This is a genomic window from Rhizobium sp. X9, assembly GCF_018873185.1.
Taxonomy (GTDB): Bacteria; Pseudomonadota; Alphaproteobacteria; order Rhizobiales; family Rhizobiaceae; genus Agrobacterium; species Agrobacterium oryzihabitans.
In genome coordinates this window covers 466,362-486,558 of record NZ_CP071311.1, presented here as the reverse complement: position 1 = coordinate 486,558, position 20,197 = coordinate 466,362, and the positions used below count along the sequence as shown (strand labels likewise).

The following is a 20,197-nucleotide window of genomic DNA, read 5'->3' as shown; positions in this document are numbered from 1 at the left end:
GGGTCAAGCCCGAGGATGACGTCGAGGGCAAATCGTTCCTTACTGAACCATCGCCACCGGCGGCGACGCATCCGCCGCCACCCTGCCATGCAAGAGGTCGTGGATGAATTCCATCTTGGTCACCACCGGCGGCGACAGCACGAAGGGGTAAAGGTCTGCCTCCCCCATGCTGCGCTGGATCGAGTTGATGGCGACGCTGAGCGGAATCCAAGCCTTGACCAGTTGCGCGGCACTGCGGGCCTTGTAGGGATCGAACGTCACTTCTGCCGCCATCTCCTCATGTCCGTCAGGATCGATCGCCACACCGAAAGCGCGCGCAGTCTCAAGGGTGTCGACGATGTGCAGATAATGCGCGAAACACTCGGCGAAATCTTCCCAGGGGTGGACGGAGGCGTAGGAGCTTATGAAGCTTTCCTGCCAGTCGGGGCGAGGTCCCTGCTCGTAATTGCGTTGAAGCGCGGCTGCATAGTCCTCGCGATCGTCGCCGAACACCACACGGCAGGCCTCAAGGCGGTTTTCATCGCGAACCAGCTTGTTCCAGATGAAATGCCCGACCTCGTGGCGGAAATGGCCAAGCATGGTGCGATAGGGCTCATTCATGTTGGCGCGCACCTGCTCGCGCGTCGCATCATCGGCTTCGGCCGCGCGAATGGCGATCAGGCCCTCATCGTGACCGGTCATGGCGGGAATGACGGAACCGTCTGGTGCGACCTCATCGACCAGAAAGTCGAAAACGAGCCCGCCTGCCGGATCGGCATCCCGGTTCGGATGCGGCAGGCCGAGCCGCAGGATCGAATAAAACAGATGCCGCTGCGCCTGGCTGATGCGGCGCCATTGTTCGACGCCCTCATCCGTTGCGATATCCGGCACCAGGCGGTTGTGGCTGCAGGCCGGGCAAAAGGCGTTCTGGCTTTCCGCCGGGACAGACCAGTTGCAGATGTCATTCACCTCATTGGCGCAGAAACGCACCTGTTTTTGCGGGTCGGCGACGATCTGCCAATTGGGCTCGCCCGCAGGCGCCAGCGCTTCCATGGAAAGCCGTTCCGGCACAAAGGCCAGGCGATGGCCGCAGGAAACGCAGAAACGATTATCGAAATGGACCGGCTGGCCACAGGATGCGCAGGAAAAAAGCTTCATTTATGAAACCCTTGCGATGGATCATGGGACGGAAGGGGTCGGCGACATACGCCAACTCCTGGCAATTATGGTTACGGCGTCATTCTCCGGCCTGCCCCGAGGACAACGCCGAGTTTGATTGACGGTTCAAGGTCTTGCTTGACCTGTTGTCTGCGCTTCTTCCTTGTCGGGGAAATTATCCGCATCAAACGACGCCCAGACGACAAGAGCGCATGTGTTGCAAACACATGCGCTCCAAAGCACCGCTTCATCAAAGAGGCGGAAACCCGTCAGACTGCATTACATGCGGTCGACGGCGCCCTTGACGGCGTCTTTCGCCTTGCCGACGTTCTTCTGAACCTTGCCCTTGGTTTCCTGGGCCGCACCCTTGGCGCGCAACTCGTTGTTGCCGGTGGCTTCGCCGACGTTCTTCTTGACCTTGCCGGCGACTTCGTTGGCCTTGCCGGCGATCTTGTCTGATGTGCTACCCATGTCACTGCTCCCTAGTTGAGCCGCACTGTTTGTCCGGCTTTCCGGGTGAGTAACGTAAGGGGTCAAGGTTTGGTTCCAGCCTGCGACCGTGTGTGGGGACGGCGCAAATTTCAGGCGTGCCCTGCATCCGTGGAAAGCATGCGGGGGTCGACGCCCATCAGCGCGAGCGCCCGCTCATATTTATTGTCCAGCCCACGGTCGAAAATCAACTCTTCCGCCGCCGGGCAGTTCAGCCAGCCATTATTGGCGATCTCGTTTTCCAGCTGGCCCGGACCCCAGCCCGCATAACCAAGAAGCATGGTGGCCCTCTGCGGGCCGCGGCCATTGGAAATGGCGCGAACAATATCCAGCGTCGCCGTCAGCGAAATGTCGTCGCTGACCGGAATGCTGGATTCGCTCAGGTAATCGTCCGAATGCAGCACGAAACCCCGGCCGGATTCAACCGGGCCGCCGCACTGGATCGGAAATTCCCGGGTGCGGTTGGGCAGCATGATGGCGTCGTTGCTATCAACCAGTTTCAGATGCAGCAGAATATCCGTGAAGGTGATCTGCTGCGGCCGGTTGATGATGAAACCCATGGCGCCGGCATCCGAATGGGCGCAGATATAGATCACCGCACGGGCAAAATTGCCATCGTCCAGCCCCGGCATCGCGATGAGGAACTGACCATCGAGAAAGCCACGTTCGCGTTTGTCCATCAGGGTTGAAAAGCTCACCGTCGCCTCCAGCAGGCCGAATTCCGTCATCGAACGGAAAGCGGCGTTCGCACTTCGACAAAGGACAGGATGCGGCATCGCGTGCCATCAATCAACCGAAAATGATGCATCGCACGAATTCGTAACTGGTCCGCCAGCCGATGTTGGGTTAGACGGGAACTATGAGCGTCAGGACATTCTTTCGATTTTCACATCTTCGTTTCGCGGCCGCTTTCGCCGCCTTCCTCGGCGGCGGACAAGCCGCCCAGGCGGAAATTACCGATTGGGCGAGAAGCGAGGGCGGCCAGATGCGCGTCGCAAGCCTTGCGATGGATGCCGACGGCGTTGTGCGCGGCGTGCTGCAGATCGAACCGAAAGACGGCTGGATTACCTATTGGCGCGAACCGGGTGAAGCCGGCATACCGCCGAAGATCTCGCTTGACCCGGCAAGCGGCGTGAGCCTGATCTCCATGGCCTATCCCGTTCCGAAGCTCATCGAAAACGGCGACCTCACCGATATCGGCTATGACCACGCCGTCAGCCTTCCCTTTCAGCTGAAAGCCGCCGATACATCGGCCAACGGGAAGATCGACCTCACCGCCTTCATCGGTGTCTGCCAGAATATCTGCATTCCCTTCGAGGCGACGTTTTCGATTGAGCGCGGCAATGCGGGCAATGACGACGGCGAGGAACGGCGCCTGCTGGAAGAGGCGCGCGAGACACTGCCCGAAGCGGCATCAGACGATTTCAAGGTGACCGATTTCCATATCACACCTGACAAGACCATGCTCGGCGTGCAGCTGCAGCTGCCGGAAAACGCGCCGAAGGAAACCGACATTTTCATCGCCGGTCCCTCCGGCTTTGCCTATTACGAGCCGCAGAACATGGTCCGCGACAAGCGCAAGCTTTCTTTCTACATGAACATCAAGGGCCTGCCGAAAACCTATCAGGTGCAGGGCAACAGCTGGCCCATCCTGGTGAAATCCGGCGACCGGGCCATGGAAACGATGCTCAATTTTCCAAAGCCCTGATCGGTTCGGCGGCGACGCCTGCGCGATCGCTTCCGCAATGGAATTTCCCGCGAAAACCGCATGACACGTTTCATTTGGTTGCTCTATAGTCGCGCGAACCGAACGGCCACAGGAGCATGGACATGACCATCAAGATCGGCGAAAAACTGCCTTCCGCAACCTTCAAGGAAAAGACGGCCGACGGCCCGGTGGAAACCACCACCGATCAGCTTTTCGGCGGCAAGAAGGTCGTGCTCTTCGCCGTGCCCGGCGCTTTTACCCCCACCTGCTCGCTGAACCACCTGCCGGGCTATCTGGAAAACCGCGACACCATTCTCTCAAAAGGCGTGGATGACATCGCGGTTGTCGCCGTCAATGACTGGCACGTGATGGGCGCATGGGCGCAATCGTCAGGCGGCCAGGGCAAGATCCACTTCCTCGCAGATTGGGATGCCTCTTTCACCAAGGCACTTGGCCTTGATGCCGACCTTTCCGGCGGCGGCCTCGGTGTACGCTCCAAGCGCTATTCGATGCTGGTCGAAGACGGCGTGGTGAAGTCGCTCAATGTCGAGGAAAACCCTGGCCAGGCGACGGTTTCGGCCGCTGCGGCGATGATCGAGCAGCTTTGAGAGCTGGTGGCTTAGTCTCTCCGTCATGCCGGACTTGATCCGGCATCCAGCCACGGCGCGTCTGCGCCGTGATAAGGGTCTTTTGCGATCAAGGACTTGATCGCGCTGGACCCCGGATCAAGTCCGGGGTGACGGTGTATCGACTGACACGACATCGCCAAACGCATCAACGCTGCTTTTAGCCACAAACAAAAAGGGCGGCCAAGCCGCCCTCCCCTCAGACATTCATATCAAACACCAGAAGCCCGGCCAGACCGCCATCGGTCAGCGACACGAGACGTTCTCCGACTTCCATATGCTGGGGATGAGCGAGGTAATCGTCGCGGGCCTCGGGGCTTTCAAGCGTCACGATAAAACCGTCTACGAAACCGCCGTTCAGGCCTTCGGGCGAGACATTCTGGCCGTATTTCACATCGATGATGCCGGGTATCACGTCCTTCAGGGCCGCAATCGCCTCAAAGATCGCCTGTTTTTCAGAGGATGCCGTCGCAGCCTTGAAGCGCAAAAATACACAATGCAGGATCATCCGAATTCCTCTCCTCCGCCGGAACACTGTCCGGCTGTTTGACGACAAGATAGATCGGGTTTCAGTTTTCACAACCCCGGATTATAAAGACCGCAGCAGAACAGGCTTCCATTACCGCCGTTTGAAGGGCTCCATGCCCTTGCGCGCCAGTTCATCGGCACGCTCGTTTTCCGGGTGGCCGGCATGGCCCTTGACCCAGTGCAGGGTGACCTTGTGGCGCTCCTGCGCCGCCTCCAGCGCCTGCCACAGCTCGACATTCTTGACCGGCTTGTTATCGGCGGTTTTCCAGCCCTTCTTTTTCCAGCCGAAAATCCACTTTGTGATCCCGTCCTTCACATAGGCGCTGTCGGTATAGAGATCGACCTCGCAGGGGCTTTTCAGCGCGTTCAGCGCGGAAATGGCTGCAAGCAGCTCCATGCGGTTGTTGGTCGTCTCCGCCTCGCCGCCGGACAGTTCCTTCTCGACCTCGCCGTAACGCAAGACAGCACCCCAGCCGCCCGGACCGGGATTGCCGGAACAGGCGCCATCGGTGAAGATATCGACATGTTTCATTCGCCAGCCAACCCATATTCGGCGACATGGCTGATGGAGCGGTGGAACCGCAGTTTGCGCAGATATTCGAGCGGGTCCTTCTTCACCACCAGCGCGCCTTCCGGCGTCGTCAGCCAGTCATAGAGCCGCGTCAGGAAGAACCGCAGTGCGGAACCACGCGCCAGAAGCGGCAGCGCATCGAGCTCCTCAGCACTCAGCGGACGCACCGACTGATAACCCTCCAGCAGCGCCTTGCCCTTGGTGACGTTATAAGCGCCATCCTTCTCGAAACACCAGGCATTGAGGCAGATTGACACGTCATAGGCCAGCAGATCGTTGCAGGCGAAGTAAAAATCGATCAGGCCGGAAAGTTCGTCGCCGAGGAAAAACACGTTGTCCTGAAACAGATCCGCATGGATGACGCCGGCGGGCAGATCCTTCGGCCAGTGGGCGGCCAGATAATCGATTTCCGGGCGGATTTCTTGCCTCAGGCCCTTCTCCACCTCGTCGGCGCGGGCTTCGGATTTGTCCCAAAGCACCTTCCAGCCTTCGACGGAGAGCGCATTGGGGCGCTCGATCTCGAAGCCCTCACCGGCCAGATGCATGGCGGCCAGTGCCTTGCCAACTTCGCGGCAATGTTTCGCTTCCGGCTTTCTCAACCACATGCCCTCGAGGAAGGAGATCAACGCCGCCGGGCGGCCGGACAACTCTCCCAGCAGCTCGCCATCCTTGCGCGGCAAAGGTAAGGGGCAGGACAGGCCCTTGGCGGCCAGATGCTGCATGAGGCCGAGGAAAAACGGCAGATCGGATTTTTCCACGCGCTTTTCGTAAAGCGTCAGGATCAGCGGGTCCTTGGTGGTGTGCAGCAGGAAATTGGAGTTTTCGACACCTTCGGCAATGCCCTTGTAGGAGGTGAGCGTGCCGACGTCATATTGTATGAGGAAATTCCTCAGATCATCTTCGGTGATGTCCGTATAAACTGCCAATTTCAAATCTCTTGATGAAGGATGGAGTGGAAATCTGGGGTGAGGATGACAGATGCGAGGCGAGAACCGCCCGCATCGACCGCCATTCCGTTTCAGGCGCCGGCGGCGGTTTTGGGCGGCAGGGCGTTGCTGGCATTGCCGTTGACGAAAGCCATGTCGTCCGTCGTCAGCTCAATGCTGCGCAGCTCACGATTAACGAGGAAATGTTCCGTTTCCTCGACCGTAACAGCCAGATCAAGCGTCGTGTCAAACCGCGCCTTGAAGGCCTCGATGATCTCGTCGACGATGACTTCCGGTGCAGACGCACCGGCTGACAGACCAACCGTGCGGATATCGCCGATCGCATCCCAGTCGATTTCCGCTGCCCGCTGCACCAGAACCGAGTGTTTGGCGCCAGCGCGCAGCGCCACCTCGACCAGCCGCTTGGAATTGGAGGAATTGGGCGCACCGACGACGATGAACAGATCGCAGCCGGGCGCCGCCTGCTTGACCGCATCCTGACGATTGGTGGTTGCGTAACAGATGCTGTCGGCCGCGGGCGCCTGAATGGCCGGGAAGCGTTCCTGAAGCCTGGCGATAACGCCGGCGGTATCGTCAACCGACAATGTCGTCTGTGTGACGAAACCGAGGTTTTCACGATCGACCGGTTCATAAGTGCCGGCATCCTCTACCGTTTCGACCAGCGAGACGGTGCCTTCGGGCAATTGCCCCATGGTGCCGATGACTTCCGGGTGACCCGCATGGCCGATCAGCACGACATGGCGGCCGAGGCGCTGGTGGCGCATTGCCTGCTTGTGAACCTTGGAGACCAGCGGACACGTGGCATCGAGATAGAACAGGTTGCGCGCCTGCGCATCTTCCGGCACGGATTTCGGCACGCCATGGGCGGAAAAGACCACCGGCTGTTCGCGGTGCTCGGCGGGGATTTCATGCAGCTCCTCGACGAAGACCGCACCCTTGGCTTCCAGCCCTTCCACCACATAGCGGTTATGCACGATTTCGTGGCGAACATAGACCGGCGCGCCATAGGCCTTGAGCGCCAGCACGACGATCTGGATCGCCCTGTCCACGCCCGCGCAAAAGCCGCGCGGTCCGCACAGCCTTATCGTCAAAGGGGGTTTGGAAACGGCGATGTTCATTCGTGCTCCTTGGCCTTTGCCCGATAACCTGCCTTACCGGACGGCGCCCGCTTTAGTCACCCTGTGCCTTACCGTTCCGGAAATAGGCAAAACCGGCGACGATGACAAGGGCCGCCGCCAAGCCATACCACGTTATCGCATATTGGAGGTGATTGTTGGGCAAATCTATCAGCGTCACGCCACCCTGCGGCCAGCCACCGGGATTGGGCGTATTGTCGGCATCCACGAAAAGGTGGACCAGCCGATCGGAGGGGATATCGGTGCTGGAGGCCATTACCGCCAGATCCTTCCAGTAGAAGATGTTCTTGGCAATATCATTATCGGGCAGCAGCGAGGATGGCTTCGCCGCCAGCGGCGCGCGCGCCAGCCCGGTTATCCTGACTTCGCCGGCGACCTGGCCGTCTGGACGCTTGGCCTGCTCCTTCATCTCGAAGGGCACGAAGCCGCGATTGACGAAAAGAATGCGGCCATCGGCAAGCGTCAGCGGCGTGTAGATGTAATAACCGGTTCGGCCCTGATGGGTGGCGAAGAAATGCCGTTCGCGGGCATGATCGAAAGTGCCTGACAGCCTGACCCTGCGATATTCGATATCGCCGCCGCTTTTCGCCATCGCCTCCATATCGGAGAGCGCGACCGGGCCAGCATTCAGCCGTTCCTCGATATCGGCGATCAGCGCCTCTTTCCAATAGAGACGCTTCACCTGCCAGGTGCCAAGCCCGAGAAGGATGGCAAGTGCCAGCAGCACCAGCGGCGCGGCGAACCAGACCCGTCTTTCCGCCGCCTTCATGTGGGAAACGTCATTCACGATCAAGCCTGCCTTCGCTTGCATTGTTGCGGTATTGCAGCGCAATCATGATCCCTTTCAGCTTGCGCAGCAGCACGAGCGAGACAATCACCGTAAAAGGCAACCAGAGCATGACATGCACCCAGACGGGTGGCGCAAAACGCTGATCGAACCAGAGCGCCAGCCCGACCACCAGAAAACCCACGATCAGCATGACGAAGACGGCAGGGCCATCCCCCGCATCGGCAAAACCGTAATCCAGCCCGCAGGCGCTGCAGGCCGGCTTAAGGGTCAGGAAGCCGTCAAACAGCCGGCCGTTGCCGCAGCGCGGGCAGCAGCCTTTCAAGCCCACCTTGATGGGATCGACCGGCGCGAAATTGCCGTTTGATTGTTCAGACATGGTGAGACCTCCCGCTTCAGCCTGCAACCCTTTGCTGGGAAGGCGCTCAAGCACGAGGGCGGCATCGCCGCCCGTGAAGTGTTGACGAAGGACCTATCCTCCCTCCTCCGTCATCCTCGGGCTTGACCCGAGGACCTACGATTCGAGCGGAGCTATGTATCCTCGGGTCAAGCCCGAGGATGACGCCGAGCCTGCAGGAAGCTCACCTCCAGACAAGGGCAATAGCTCGTTACTCGGCGTTGCATTTCTTCTCCCCGCCGGGGAGAAGGTGGCCCGAAGGGTCGGATGAGGGGGCTAGCTCCCGGTCTATCGATAACGTCGCCCCCTCATCCCGCTGCCGCGGACTTCTCCCCGGCGGGGAGAAGAAACAAGTTGGACCCGCTCGCTCCAAAAGCGATGCCTTGCTTCGGGCCTGGGTCTCTACCGGATGCAATTATCCGTGTACCGGCGCGCCCCAACCACCCCAGATATAGATGGCGAAGAACAGGAACAGCCAGACAACGTCAACGAAGTGCCAGTACCAGGCGGCCGCTTCGAAGCCGAAATGCTGCTTGGGCGTGAAACCGCCGGCAATGGCCCGGAACAGGCAGACCAGAAGGAAAACCGTACCGACGAACACGTGGAAACCGTGGAAACCGGTGGCCATGAAGAAGGTCGCGCCGTAGATCGAATTCTTGAAGTCGAACGGGGCGTGCATGTATTCGTAGACCTGCACGGTCGAGAACAGGATGCCGAGGGCGACGGTGAGCACGAGACCGGTGATCAGGCCCTTGCGGTCATTGTGCAGCAGGGCGTGGTGCGCCCAGGTGACGCAGGTGCCGGACAAAAGCAGGATAACGGTGTTGTAGAGCGGCAGGTGCCAGGGATCGATGACTTCGATGCCCTTGGGCGGCCATTGTCCGCCGGTATATTCGAGACGGGAGGCCTGAATGGCCTCGTGCGGAAACAGGCTCGCATCGAAATAGGCCCAGAACCACGCGACGAAGAACATCACTTCCGAGGCGATGAACATGATCATGCCGTAACGCAGGTGAAGCGAAACGACGCGGGTATGGCTGCCTTCATTGGCTTCCTTGATCGTGTCCGCCCACCATGCGTACATGGTGTAAAGCACGATGACGAGGCCGATATAGAACAGCCAGGGATTGGCCATTTCCATGCCGAACAGCTTGAAGGAGCCAGCTGACAGGTAACGCATGTAACAGACGCCGCCGAAGGTCAGAATGAAGGCGCCGATCGAGGCCAGAAGTGGCCAGGGGCTTGGATCTATGATGTGGTAATCGTGGTTCTTCTGATGCGTATCTGCCATTGCGACAATCCCCTGGTATCTCTTCCCTGATCCGGCCTTAAGATGAAGGCCAGATCTCCTCTCACAATTTGCTTTCGCCAGATTCAGTTTTTACCGGCAAGGACGCAACCGGTTTTTCGGTTTTGGCCGGATAAAACGTATAGGACAGCGTCAAAGTATGAATGCTCTTGGTTTCGCGCGCCGTGGCGATGTCCGGATCGATGAAGAACACCACCGGCATTTCGAGCGTTTCGCCCGGCTGCAGCGTCGTTTCGGTAAAGCAGAAACACTCCACCTTGTTGAAATAGGCGCCCGCTTCCATGGGCGTGACGTTGAAGACCGCCGTGCCCGTGGTCGCAACCGGTGAGCGGTTGGTCGCCTTGAAGGTAACCTGCACCGTTTCGCCGATCTTCGGCGTGACCTTCCTGTCGACCGGCTGGAAATCCCAGTTGAGGCCGTTCGACGTGTTGGCGTCGAAAGTGACATTGATGGTCTTGTCGAGAATGACGTCGGAATATTGCTCGACGCGCTGGGTCGTGCCGTTATAGCCGGTGACGCGGCAGAACAGGGTATAAAGGGGCACGGCGGCATAAGCCATGCCGATCATCGCGCAGAAAAACACGAGACAGAGCACGAGGATGGAGCGATTGCTCACCCGCTGCGTGCCGGACCTTGCCGTTTCTGCTCCCATATTCGCCATCTCCTCCTCCACTCCTCCAGTCAAGCTCTCATTGTCAGGCCGTCAATGCGAACCGATCTTGATGATCGTGATGATGTAAAACAGCACCACCAGCCCCGCGAGCACGACACCGAGCGCGATGTTGCGCCCGCGTCTCGATTTTTTCTGCGCCGCGCTCAGTTCTACCGTTTCCATCACAGAACTCCCGAAATCACGGCCTTCAGGGCCGGCGCGAAATGATCGGCCAGAAGGCCGGAGAAGATGGCGAAGAGGTAAAGCACCGAATAGGCGAACATCTTCTTGGCGGGCAGCATCTTCTCGTCTCCTTCCGGCATGCGCCGGACATCGAACGAACAGTAGATGAAGATCGCGCTCAGCACCGCCGCGAAAATGCCGTAACCGACGCTCGCGAGACCGGTAAAATACGGCGCGACCGCAGCGGCTGCGGTCAGCACGGCGTAAACGATCATCTGGTTCTTGGTGGAACGCTCGCCCGCCACGTTCGGCATCATCGGAATGCCGACGGAGCCGTAATCGCGCATCTTGAACAGGGCAAGCGCCCAGAAATGCGCAGGCGTCCAGAGAAAGATGATGAGGAACAGGATGATACTGTCGAGCGAGACGCCGCCGGTCACGCAGGCCCAGCCGAGCATGGGCGGGAAAGCGCCGGCAGCACCGCCGATGACGATGTTCTGCGGTGTCGAGCGTTTCAGCCACATCGTATAAACGACGGCGTAAAAGAAAATGGTGAAGGCAAGCAGGCCGGCCGAGAACCAGTTGACCGCAAGGCCAAGGATGACCACCGAAAAGGCAGAGAGGGTCAATCCGAAGGCGAGCGCCTCGCCCGGGGCGACGCGGCCCGACGGGATCGGCCGTCTGGCGGTGCGGGTCATCACGGCGTCGATATCCGCATCGTACCACATGTTGAGAGCGCCAGAGGCACCGGCGCCAACGGCGATACAGAGAATGGCGATGAGCCCAAGAACCGGATTGATTTCGCCGGGCGCGAGCACGAGGCCAGCAAAGGCCGTGAAGACGACGAGCGACATGACGCGCGGTTTCAGCAATTCGAAATAATCGCGCGCGCCGGCTTCCGAAAGTTCGGAACTTTCCGCACCCAGCATTTCGCGATTGTCGATAACGGTCATTTCTTGTCCTGTTTTTCTTACGAATGCCGCTTGCCGCGGCATCCTTTGCACCGGCCCGAAAACCGAATGGCTTTTTCGGTATGGCGGCGCTTTGATTTGTTCTTTGCGGCTGTCACCGGAATAAAGCGTCGAATGCCATCTTAGCCCAGCGCTTGGCATTTATCATGTCAGGCGCCCGGATTCGCTTGGACAAAATGCCTCACGCCTCCGGATATGCCTTCAGATGCGGGAAACGGCACGAAACGATACCGTGCCATCCCATTTTCAGCCACCGGAATGCGCAAGCCCCGCCTGCGCTTTCCGGCCACGCATTAGCGAATGCGCGGAAGCTGTTCCCACTGGTGGTAAGGCGGCGGCGAGGACAGCTGCCATTCGAGCGTCGTCGCACCTTCACCCCAGGGATTGTTGCCGGCGATCCGCTTCTTGGCGAAGGCTTCCCATACGCCGAACAGGAAGATCAACACGGCAACGGCCGAGATATAGGAACCATAGGAAGATACCAGGTTCCAGCCGGCATAGGCATCGGGATAATCGATGTAGCGGCGCGGCATGCCGGCAAGACCGAGGAAGTGCTGCGGGAAGAAGATCAGGTTCACGCCCACGAACATCACCCAGAAGTGCAGCTTGCCGATGAACTCGTTGTACATGTAGCCGGTGATCTTCGGGAACCAGTAATACCAGCCGGCGAAAATCGCAAATACCGCACCGAGCGACAGCACGTAATGGAAGTGCGCCACGACGTAATAGGTGTCATGCAGCGAACGGTCGAGACCGGCATTGGCGAGCTGCACGCCGGTGACGCCACCGACCGTGAACAGGAAGATGAAGCCAATCGCCCAGACCATCGGGGTCGAGAAGGTCAGCGAACCGCCCCACATGGTCGCAATCCACGAGAAGATCTTGATACCCGTCGGCACCGCGATGACCATGGTGGCGAAGACGAAGTAACGCTGCGCTTCAAGCGACAGGCCGACCGTATACATGTGGTGGGCCCAGACGATGAAGCCGACGGCACCGATGGCGACCATGGCGTAAGCCATGCCTAGATAACCGAAGACCGGCTTCTTGGAGAAGGTCGACACGATATGGCTGATGATGCCGAAGCCGGGCAGGATCAGGATGTACACTTCCGGGTGACCGAAGAACCAGAACAGGTGCTGGTAGAGGATCGGATCACCGCCGCCTTCCGGCGAGAAGAATGCCGTGCCGAAGTTGCGGTCGGTCAGAAGCATGGTGATGCCACCCGCCAGAACCGGCAGCGACAGCAGGAGCAGGAATGCGGTGACCAGAACCGACCAGGCGAACAGCGGCATCTTGTGCAGCGTCATGCCCGGGGCGCGCATGTTGAGGATGGTGGTGATGAAGTTGATCGCACCAAGGATCGAGGATGCGCCGGCGACGTGCAGCGAGAAGATCGCAAGATCCACCGCCGGTCCCGGCATGCCGCTCGTCGAAAGTGGCGGATACATGGTCCAGCCGCCGCCCACGCCGTAAGCGCCCGCCGGACCTTCGACGAAGAGCGACAGGAGCAGCAGGATGAAAGCCGGAACGATCAGCCAGAAGGAAATATTGTTGAGGCGCGGGAAAGCCATGTCAGGAGCGCCGATCATGATCGGAATCATCCAGTTGGCAAAACCGCCGATCATGGCCGGCATGACCATGAAGAAGATCATGATGAGCGCATGCGCTGTCGTGAACACGTTGAACATGTGCTTGCCGCCGTCGATGGCGGCGTCGCCCTCGAAGCCGTAAACCATGGCGGCCAGACCGTGGAAGATCTGGATGCCGGGCTCCTGAAGCTCCATGCGCATGACGACGGAAAGCCCGCCGCCGACGATACCGGCAATGATCGCGAAGATCAGATAAAGCGTGCCGATGTCCTTATGGTTGGTGGACAGGAACCAGCGGGCGAAAAAGCCCGGCGTATGGGAATGATGCGCATCATGCGAATGATCGTCATGCGCGTGCGCTTCATTTGCGGAATGACCATGCGAGTGATGATCGTCGTGTGTGGAAGGTCCAGCCATTGTCCTCACTCCAGTCGTCAGTTGGTTTCGTTGGCCGCAACATCAACCGTGCGCGGAGCACCGTCGATTGAGGCCATCAGCGCCCGGTTCGCGCCGTTCAGATCAGAAGCGGCGGCGGCGTGCCAGGCGTTGTATTGCTGTTCGGAAACCACCCGAATGGCGATGGGCATGAAGGCGTGGTCCTTGCCGCAAAGCTCGGAACATTGGCCGTAATAAAGGCCTTCCTTTTCCGGCTTGAACCATGTCTCGTTGAGGCGGCCCGGAACGGCGTCGATCTTGACGCCGAAAGCGGGCATGGCGAAGGCGTGGATCACGTCCGTCGGAGCGGCGGTGACCAGAAGGCGAACGGTCTTGCCGACCGGAACGACCATTTCATTATCTACCGCAAGAAGACGCGGATAGCGGGCCTTGTCCTCTTTGCCGGCAGCGGCGCGATCCTGCTCCTTCAGCATGTAGCTGTCGAAGGAGAGCGGCTCTGCGCCTTCAGCGGCCTTGTATTCATAGCTCCACAGCCATTGCGTCGCGGTCGCCTTCAGCGTCAGGTCCGGGTTTTCCGGCTGCGTCAGCTGTGCGTTCAGAAGATTGAACGAGGGGAAAGCGAGGAACAGGAGAATGAGAACCGGCGCGAGCGTCCACACAACCTCGATCGTCGTGTTGTGGCTGGTCTTGGAAGGCACCGGATTTTTCGCGGCGCGGAATTTCAAGGCGACGATAATGAGCAGCGCAAGAACGAAAAGCGTAACCGGAACAATGAACCAAAGCGTATATTGTTCGAACCAGCGTATTTCGTGCATGATCGGCGTGGCTGCCTCCTGCATGCCCATTTGCCAATGCACCGGCTGATCGGCCTGGGCGCCGACAGCCGTGAGCAGACAGGTCATCCCCGCCAGTGCTGCGTAAATCCTATTCGTCACGGTACCCTCTCCCTCACGCGTCTGATCTTGATCAATCACAAACGCAGAATCCATGCTAATGGTACTAACTTCAAACCACAGTTTGTCCTCAGCCGCAATATGCGTCGGGACACGGATGCGCCCCAATTTTGCCATTGGTCAATCCACGGACGACTTTCTCCGCTCCCATGCCGGAGTGACTGGCGGAACGCAGTTTCAAACAGCGCAAATGCGACAAAGCCCCTGCTTAACGCCGGGTTTGCGGCCAGTTTCGTCGCCGGATAATAAATGTCGTGCAAGGCAAATCACACGTCCATACGCACGGACAGGTCCTATTTCCGCCCAACTCCGCTGGAATTGAAGGCTCAAGGCTTTTTTTTCCGGATTATGGCGTCAGAATAGCCGCACTGATTCGAATCCCAGAGGTATCCATGCGTCTTTCCCCGCTCGCGCGCACTTTTCTTGCCGCCGCCGGTCTTGCCATCATCGCCCCCGCCGCTGCGGCGCTGGCGCAACAGCAGCCGCCCGGCACGCCGAAGTCGACGCATGGCGCATGGTCTGTCATCTGCGACAAGCCGGCCGGCGCCTCCGAAGAGCAATGCGCCCTGATGCAGAACGTGATTGCCGATGACCGCCCGGAAGTGGGGCTTTCGGTGGTGGTGCTGAAAACCGCCGACCGCAAGTCGCGCATCCTGCGCATCCTCGCGCCGCTCGGTGTTCTCCTGAAGGATGGCATGGAGCTTTATATCGACAACAACAATATCGGCCGGGCCTATTTCACCCGCTGCTTCTCCGAAGGCTGCTATGTGGAAGTGGATATTGACGACGAGTTGCTGAAGGTTCTGCGCGCCGGCAAAGCCGCCGTTTTTGCGCTGCGTGAATCCGTCGATCAGGATCGCGTTGGCATTCCGATCGAGCTGACCGGCTTTGCCGAAGGCTACGACGCGCTTCCTTAAGACTGCTTGCCATCAAAGGCCAGCCTTGCTTCTGCCCGCTCCAGTCCCTAAATCGGTCATAACGATCAAGACTGGAGCCGCCGATGACCAACGACCTTGTAAATCTCTTCGATTGCGACGAGACGCAATTGCGCAAGCTGGTCGCCGAAGCGCTCACCGGCGCGGATGATGGCGAACTTTTCATCGAACATGCGCAGGCCGAATCACTGACCTTCGACAATGGCCGGCTCAAGGGCGGCTCCTTCAACACCGACCAGGGTTTTGGCCTGCGCGCCGTTGCCGGCGAGACAGTGGGTTACGCCCATGCGGGCGAGCTTTCTCAAAGTGCGCTGAAACGTGCTTCGGACGCGGTCGGCGCAGTTACCAGAGGTTATTCAGGCTCCTATGCCGCCGCACCCCAGCGCACCAACAAGAAGCTTTACGGCGACGAAAACCCGATCGGCAGCCCGAGCTTCGAGGAGAAGGTGAAACTTCTCACCGACATCGACGCTTATCTGCGGGACAAGGATGCCAATGTCCGGCAGGTGACGGCGACGATTTCCGCAAGCTGGCAGGTGGTGGATATTCTGCGCGCCGATGGCCACCGCGTCAGCGATGTCAGGCCCATGACCCGCATCAATATTTCCGTGGTCGCAGGTGAAGGCGACCGGCAGGAAAGCGGCTCCTACGGCATTGGCGGCCGCGTCGGCTTTGGCGATTTCATCACGACGGAGAACTGGCAGCGCGGCGCCGACGAGGCGCTGCGCCAAGCGCTGGTCAACCTCACCGCCATCGATGCGCCTGCTGGTACCATGGATGTGGTGCTCGGCTCCGGCTGGCCCGGCGTCATGCTGCATGAGGCGGTCGGCCACGGTCTGGAAGGCGATTTCAACCGCAAGAAGACCTCGGCCTTCGCCGGCCTGATGGGCGAGATGGTGGCCGCTCCCGGCGTGACCGTCGTGGATGACGGCACCATCGACAGCCGTCGCGGCTCGCTGACCATCGATGATGAGGGAACACCCTCGGCCTATAATGTGCTGATCGAGAACGGCAGGCTGGTGGGCTACATGCAGGACCGGCAGAATGCCCGGCTGATGGGCGCGAAGGCCACCGGCAACGGGCGTCGGCAGGGTTATGCCTATGTGCCGATGCCACGCATGACCAACACCTACATGCTGTCTGGGGACAAGACGCCGGAGGAGATCATCGCCTCGGTCAAAAAGGGCATATATGCCGTTTCCTTCGGCGGCGGACAGGTGGATATCACCTCCGGCAAATTCGTGTTCGGCTGCACCGAGGCCTACCTGATCGAGAACGGCAAGATCGGCGCGCCGGTCAAGGGCGCGATGCTGATCGGCAACGGGCCGGACGCGATGAAGCGTGTCTCAATGATCGGCAACGCTTCCAAACTCGACACGGGCATCGGCAATTGCGGCAAGGCCGGGCAATGGGTGCCGGTCGGCGTTGGCCAGCCGCATCTGCGCATGGATCAGATCACCGTCGGCGGCACGAAGGCGTAGAGCTCGCGGCTTGCGGCATAAGTGACGATGCACGGCGCGGCCCTTGTCGTGATGTGGCGAAATCCACATCAGTCATTCCGGCACTGAGCCGGAAACCAGCCGACGCGCGTCCGCGCGGCGAGAAAGACTCCTTTTCAGCCCCAGGACTTGGGCTGGCTGGATGCCGGATCTAGTCCGGCATGACGGTGGGAATGTCGTGGCCCGATGGAAAATGGAACCTCCTGCGCCAGGTTCAGCCCGTAGCGTCGCAGGCAGTCTCAGCCCACAGCCTCGCACATGGCTGCCATGATGAGGATTTCTCTGGCAAGTCACCTGTAAGACGCTAAGATCGCCCCACCACCGCAGGCCACTCCTCCCACCCCCGGGCTTGCGCGGCAAAGGAGACCATGACCATCATACGAAATGCCCTCGTCCCGGAACTAGCCGTCAGCGACTGGCAGAAAAGCCGCGCTTTTTATTGTGACCTGATCGGTTTTCATGTGGTTTATGAGCGTGCCGAAGAGGGTTTTGCCTATCTGGCGCTGGGCGACGCGCAGCTGATGATCGACCAGATCGGCGCGACCCGGACCTTCGTTGCGGAAAATGCAGCACTTGAATTTCCGCTGGGGCGCGGCATGAACCTGCAGCTCGCCGTCCCCTCGCTGCAGCCGGTTCTCGCGCGGCTGGAGCGGGCCATGATCGATCTTGTCCTGTCGCCGGAAGAAAAATGGTACCGACGCGGCACCGTCGAGGTCGGCAACCGGCAATTCATCGTCGCCGATCCGGACGGCTATCTGATCCGCCCATTCGAGAGCCTCGGCGAACGCCCCTTCCGGTTCGGTTAAGTCACCATGCTGCCTTTTCTTCCTCATGCTGTCGTTTTCGACATGGACGGATTGCTGATCGAAAGCGAGACGCTTTATCGCGATTCCTTTCTGGCCGCATCGGATGAGGGCGGCCACGGCATGCGGGTCGAGACCTATCAGAAGGTCTGCGGCAGCCCGTGGGACGTCATCACCGGAACCATCTTTGCCGATTATGGCGCGGATTTCCCCATCGATAGCTTCCGCGACGCGTGGCTCCGGCATCTTGCCGTGCTGATGGCGGAAGGCGTAGCGCTGAAACCCGGCGTCGTCGAGATTCTCGATCTCCTCGACCGGCTCGACATTCGCCGCGCCATCGCCACGTCCTCGCGGCATGAATCGGTGACGCGCCATCTCGGGCCCTACGATCTGCTCAGGCGTTTCGACACCATTGTCGCACGCGGCGACTACACGGACCCGAAGCCCTCGCCCATGCCCTATCTGACCGCCGCAAAACGTCTCGGCATCGATCCGGGGCAGTGCCTTGCGCTTGAGGATTCCTATCACGGCGTCCGCTCCGCCTCGTCGGCTGGCATGCTGACGATCATGGTGCCTGATGTCGCGCCGCCGACGGATGAAATGCGGGAAAAATGCATCGCCATATCGAGTGACCTTCATGCGGTTGCAGGCCTCCTGAAAAAGGCGCAGCTTTCAGAGGCATGAAAGCGCGTCACATGGCTTTAGCCATTGGTCTTTATGATGAGGCACATATCGGCTGAAAGGCCGATCCTGTTCGAATTCATTGTCAGCGCATTCATAAATGGAGTGGTCATGCTGCTTGTCGCCGTGTCGTTCGCGACATTTATCCTGCTCGTTCTTTCCGCATTTCAGATTACCCTTGCGGCGGGTGCGCCTCTCGGTCGCTTCGCCTGGGGCGGCGAGCACAGGGTTCTTCCAGCCACGCAGCGCATTGCCAGTGTGGGGTCTGTCGCGATCTACGCCCTTGCCGCATCTTTTCCGCTGCAAAAGGCAGGCGTCATCACTCTCTGGCCGGCAGGCTGGATCGAAGCCGGCATCTGGATCATCGCCTGCACGCTTGCGGTGAGCATCGGATTGAACGCCATGTCGCGAAGCCGTGCGGAGCGGCGGGTCATGACACCGGTGGCCGCCATTCTCGCAACTCTGTTCTTCATGGTCTCGCTCTCATAATCGCAGCAGTAGCAGAGCCGGCAACGTGGAGGTCGAATCGCACGCCACGAACTGTCATGCCGGCGGTGTAAAGCGCCACTTGCGTTCTATCGACCCTTTGATGTCGAGACCGTTATAATGGGCCAGCAACAGCACATGGCCGAGGAGATCGGCGGTTTCGTCGGCCAGATCCCGCTTCATCTCCTCTTTGCTCGTGCCCTTGCTGCGCCCTCGCCCCGTCAGCCGGTTCCAGGCCTGCGTGACCTCGCCAACCTCTTCCTGAAGCTTCAGCATGTACCAGTCCGGGTCGCGGAAGATTCCATTTTCAGCAGCATATTTTTGCGAGGCTTCTTCAAACTGATGCATCATGACAGCAAGCATTTGTTCATCCTTTGTTCCTGCGCTACAACTCTAATCATGATTCTCCAACGGCGTCGACCCTTAAGGGGGTCGTGCAACCATGAACGGAAATTTTCGCGACATGCGCCTGCAAGCGAGATAGGGAAAAGGTATTCGAACAACCGTGCCATCGCCCATGTCCCACCTCGATTTTTTCTCGGCTCTCATCACCGCGCATAGCCCGTCGCTGCTTGCGATGTTTGCGGGCGCTGCCTTTCTCGCCGGCCTTGCGCGCGGTTTTTCCGGTTTCGGCGCAGCCCTCATCTTCATTCCGCTGGCGAGCGCCATCGTCGGGCCGCGCATCGCCTCGGCGGTTCTGCTGGTGGTCGACGGTGTCCTGACACTCGGCATGATACCGCCCGCATGGCGCATGGCGGACCGGCGGGAAGTCTTCACCATGGCGGCCGGCGCGCTTGTCGGCGTTCCGCTCGGAACACTTCTTCTTTCCAACGGCGATCCACTCACGCTGCGCTGGATCATCTCCGTCGTGGTCGTCGTGCTCCTATTGTTCCTGCTTTCCGGCTGGCGTTATAGCGGCCGGCCGAAAACGCCGCTGACCCTGTTCACCGGGCTTGTCGCCGGGCTGTTTTCGGGTGCTGCACAATTGGGTGGCCCACCCATCGTTGCCTACTGGCTCGGCGGCGCCCTCAAGGGCGCCTTCGTGCGCGCCAATGTCATTCTCTATTTCGCGATTTCGACGGTAATCTCCACCGCCAGCTATTTTTTCAGCGGCCTGTTCACCGCCGATGTCCTGGTTTTCTTCCTGCTGGCGCTGCCATTCTACGGGGCGGGTCTTTATGCCGGCGCGCGTTTGCACGGGCTTGCCGACGAGGCGGCGTTCAGGCGCATCTGCTACGGCCTGATCGCCATTTCCGCCGTCATCGGCCTGCCGCTCTTCGATTCGCTGCTGAAATAGGTGGAGAGAAGGGACTGCCTTTCAACTGCAACAACAGTGCGCTTGCTCTTCCGTCATCCTCGCCCTTGAGGCGAGGATCCACAATCAGGCGCGACCATGGATCCCCGGGTCAAG

General features: G+C 59.7%; 24 protein-coding genes. 8 read left to right on the top strand and 16 right to left on the bottom strand.

Features of this window, described 5'->3' with window-relative positions:
- Positions 1–39: 39 nt before the first annotated feature.
- The 3 genes from JZY08_RS02385 to JZY08_RS02375 form a co-directional block, all read right to left on the bottom strand.
- Positions 40–1,137, bottom strand: a complete 1,098-nt coding sequence (locus JZY08_RS02385; protein ID WP_216330875.1) for a putative zinc-binding metallopeptidase — start codon at positions 1,135–1,137, stop codon at positions 40–42.
- A 279-nt stretch (positions 1,138–1,416) separates the two neighbouring features.
- A complete protein-coding gene (locus JZY08_RS02380) occupies positions 1,417–1,608 on the bottom strand; it encodes a CsbD family protein (RefSeq protein WP_003494272.1) in 192 nt (63 codons plus the stop codon).
- A 110-nt stretch (positions 1,609–1,718) separates the two neighbouring features.
- Positions 1,719–2,324, bottom strand: a complete 606-nt coding sequence (locus JZY08_RS02375) for a YqgE/AlgH family protein (protein WP_035242027.1) — start codon at positions 2,322–2,324, stop codon at positions 1,719–1,721.
- 161 nt (positions 2,325–2,485) lie between these two features.
- On the opposite strand from JZY08_RS02375, the gene JZY08_RS02370 reads away from it, so the two are divergent.
- Both JZY08_RS02370 and JZY08_RS02365 read left to right on the top strand, forming a co-directional pair.
- The gene (locus JZY08_RS02370; RefSeq protein ID WP_216330874.1) at positions 2,486–3,334 is read left to right on the top strand and encodes a protein-disulfide reductase DsbD domain-containing protein; all 849 of its coding nucleotides are present in this window, start codon (positions 2,486–2,488) and stop codon (positions 3,332–3,334) included.
- A gap of 122 nt (positions 3,335–3,456) precedes the next feature.
- Positions 3,457–3,942 (top strand): peroxiredoxin, encoded by a 486-nt coding sequence (locus JZY08_RS02365; RefSeq protein ID WP_216330873.1) that lies wholly within the window; start codon positions 3,457–3,459, stop codon positions 3,940–3,942.
- A 217-nt stretch (positions 3,943–4,159) separates the two neighbouring features.
- Here JZY08_RS02365 and JZY08_RS02360 read toward each other — a convergent pair whose 3' ends face one another.
- The 12 genes from JZY08_RS02360 to coxB all read right to left on the bottom strand — a co-directional run bounded on the left by JZY08_RS02360 (position 4,160) and on the right by coxB (position 14,364).
- Entirely contained in the window at positions 4,160–4,468 is a 309-nt protein-coding gene (locus JZY08_RS02360) for a Dabb family protein (RefSeq protein WP_003494265.1), read from the bottom strand.
- A gap of 111 nt (positions 4,469–4,579) precedes the next feature.
- The gene (gene rnhA, locus JZY08_RS02355; protein ID WP_003494262.1) at positions 4,580–5,020 is read right to left on the bottom strand and encodes a ribonuclease HI; all 441 of its coding nucleotides are present in this window, start codon (positions 5,018–5,020) and stop codon (positions 4,580–4,582) included.
- Positions 5,017–5,985 (bottom strand): homoserine kinase, encoded by a 969-nt coding sequence (locus JZY08_RS02350; RefSeq protein ID WP_216330872.1) that lies wholly within the window; start codon positions 5,983–5,985, stop codon positions 5,017–5,019. Before JZY08_RS02350 ends, rnhA begins: the two co-directional genes overlap by 4 nt.
- Positions 5,986–6,077: 92 nt before the next feature.
- Positions 6,078–7,124 carry a 4-hydroxy-3-methylbut-2-enyl diphosphate reductase gene (ispH, locus tag JZY08_RS02345; RefSeq protein WP_137037217.1) on the bottom strand — a complete coding sequence of 349 codons (1,047 nt, stop codon included), beginning with the start codon at positions 7,122–7,124 and terminating at the stop codon, positions 6,078–6,080.
- A gap of 52 nt (positions 7,125–7,176) precedes the next feature.
- On the bottom strand, positions 7,177–7,911 hold the full coding sequence (locus tag JZY08_RS02340; protein ID WP_216331491.1) for an SURF1 family protein: 735 nt from the start codon (positions 7,909–7,911) through the stop codon (positions 7,177–7,179).
- Positions 7,912–7,921: 10 nt separating this feature from the next.
- On the bottom strand, positions 7,922–8,308 hold the full coding sequence (locus tag JZY08_RS02335) for a DUF983 domain-containing protein (RefSeq protein WP_216330871.1): 387 nt from the start codon (positions 8,306–8,308) through the stop codon (positions 7,922–7,924).
- A 433-nt stretch (positions 8,309–8,741) separates the two neighbouring features.
- The gene (locus JZY08_RS02330; RefSeq protein WP_003494257.1) at positions 8,742–9,617 is read right to left on the bottom strand and encodes a cytochrome c oxidase subunit 3; all 876 of its coding nucleotides are present in this window, start codon (positions 9,615–9,617) and stop codon (positions 8,742–8,744) included.
- Between the two features lie 61 nt (positions 9,618–9,678).
- Positions 9,679–10,296 (bottom strand): cytochrome c oxidase assembly protein, encoded by a 618-nt coding sequence (locus JZY08_RS02325; protein ID WP_035241719.1) that lies wholly within the window; start codon positions 10,294–10,296, stop codon positions 9,679–9,681.
- Between the two features lie 42 nt (positions 10,297–10,338).
- A complete protein-coding gene (locus tag JZY08_RS27735; RefSeq protein WP_082183856.1) occupies positions 10,339–10,470 on the bottom strand; it encodes a hypothetical protein in 132 nt (43 codons plus the stop codon).
- On the bottom strand, positions 10,470–11,423 hold the full coding sequence (locus JZY08_RS02320) for a heme o synthase (RefSeq protein ID WP_035241717.1): 954 nt from the start codon (positions 11,421–11,423) through the stop codon (positions 10,470–10,472). The genes JZY08_RS27735 and JZY08_RS02320 overlap by 1 nt, the downstream gene beginning before the upstream one ends.
- Positions 11,424–11,734: 311 nt before the next feature.
- Positions 11,735–13,450, bottom strand: coding sequence for a cytochrome c oxidase subunit I (gene ctaD, locus JZY08_RS02315; protein ID WP_216330870.1), 1,716 nt, complete (start codon positions 13,448–13,450; stop codon positions 11,735–11,737).
- Positions 13,451–13,467: 17 nt separating this feature from the next.
- A complete protein-coding gene (gene coxB / locus JZY08_RS02310; protein ID WP_137067524.1) occupies positions 13,468–14,364 on the bottom strand; it encodes a cytochrome c oxidase subunit II in 897 nt (298 codons plus the stop codon).
- A 410-nt stretch (positions 14,365–14,774) separates the two neighbouring features.
- On the opposite strand from coxB, the gene JZY08_RS02305 reads away from it, so the two are divergent.
- The 5 genes from JZY08_RS02305 to JZY08_RS02285 all read left to right on the top strand — a co-directional run bounded on the left by JZY08_RS02305 (position 14,775) and on the right by JZY08_RS02285 (position 18,789).
- Positions 14,775–15,299 carry an invasion associated locus B family protein gene (locus tag JZY08_RS02305; RefSeq protein WP_003494243.1) on the top strand — a complete coding sequence of 175 codons (525 nt, stop codon included), beginning with the start codon at positions 14,775–14,777 and terminating at the stop codon, positions 15,297–15,299.
- Between the two features lie 83 nt (positions 15,300–15,382).
- The gene (gene tldD, locus JZY08_RS02300; RefSeq protein ID WP_216330868.1) at positions 15,383–16,798 is read left to right on the top strand and encodes a metalloprotease TldD; all 1,416 of its coding nucleotides are present in this window, start codon (positions 15,383–15,385) and stop codon (positions 16,796–16,798) included.
- Positions 16,799–17,184: 386 nt separating this feature from the next.
- Positions 17,185–17,622: a VOC family protein gene (locus tag JZY08_RS02295; RefSeq protein ID WP_003494239.1), complete on the top strand. Its 438-nt coding sequence runs from the start codon at positions 17,185–17,187 to the stop codon at positions 17,620–17,622.
- Positions 17,623–17,628: 6 nt separating this feature from the next.
- Entirely contained in the window at positions 17,629–18,303 is a 675-nt protein-coding gene (locus JZY08_RS02290; protein WP_216330866.1) for an HAD family phosphatase, read from the top strand.
- Between the two features lie 108 nt (positions 18,304–18,411).
- Positions 18,412–18,789, top strand: a complete 378-nt coding sequence (locus JZY08_RS02285) for a hypothetical protein (RefSeq protein WP_216330864.1) — start codon at positions 18,412–18,414, stop codon at positions 18,787–18,789.
- Positions 18,790–18,843: 54 nt separating this feature from the next.
- Here JZY08_RS02285 and JZY08_RS02280 read toward each other — a convergent pair whose 3' ends face one another.
- Complete coding sequence (locus tag JZY08_RS02280) at positions 18,844–19,149, bottom strand: MazG nucleotide pyrophosphohydrolase domain-containing protein (RefSeq protein ID WP_003494231.1); 306 nt, start codon at positions 19,147–19,149, stop codon at positions 18,844–18,846.
- A gap of 154 nt (positions 19,150–19,303) precedes the next feature.
- Between JZY08_RS02280 and JZY08_RS02275 the strand changes: the two genes are divergently transcribed.
- The gene (locus JZY08_RS02275) at positions 19,304–20,083 is read left to right on the top strand and encodes a sulfite exporter TauE/SafE family protein (RefSeq protein WP_216330862.1); all 780 of its coding nucleotides are present in this window, start codon (positions 19,304–19,306) and stop codon (positions 20,081–20,083) included.
- The last annotated feature ends 114 nt before the right edge of the window (positions 20,084–20,197 follow it).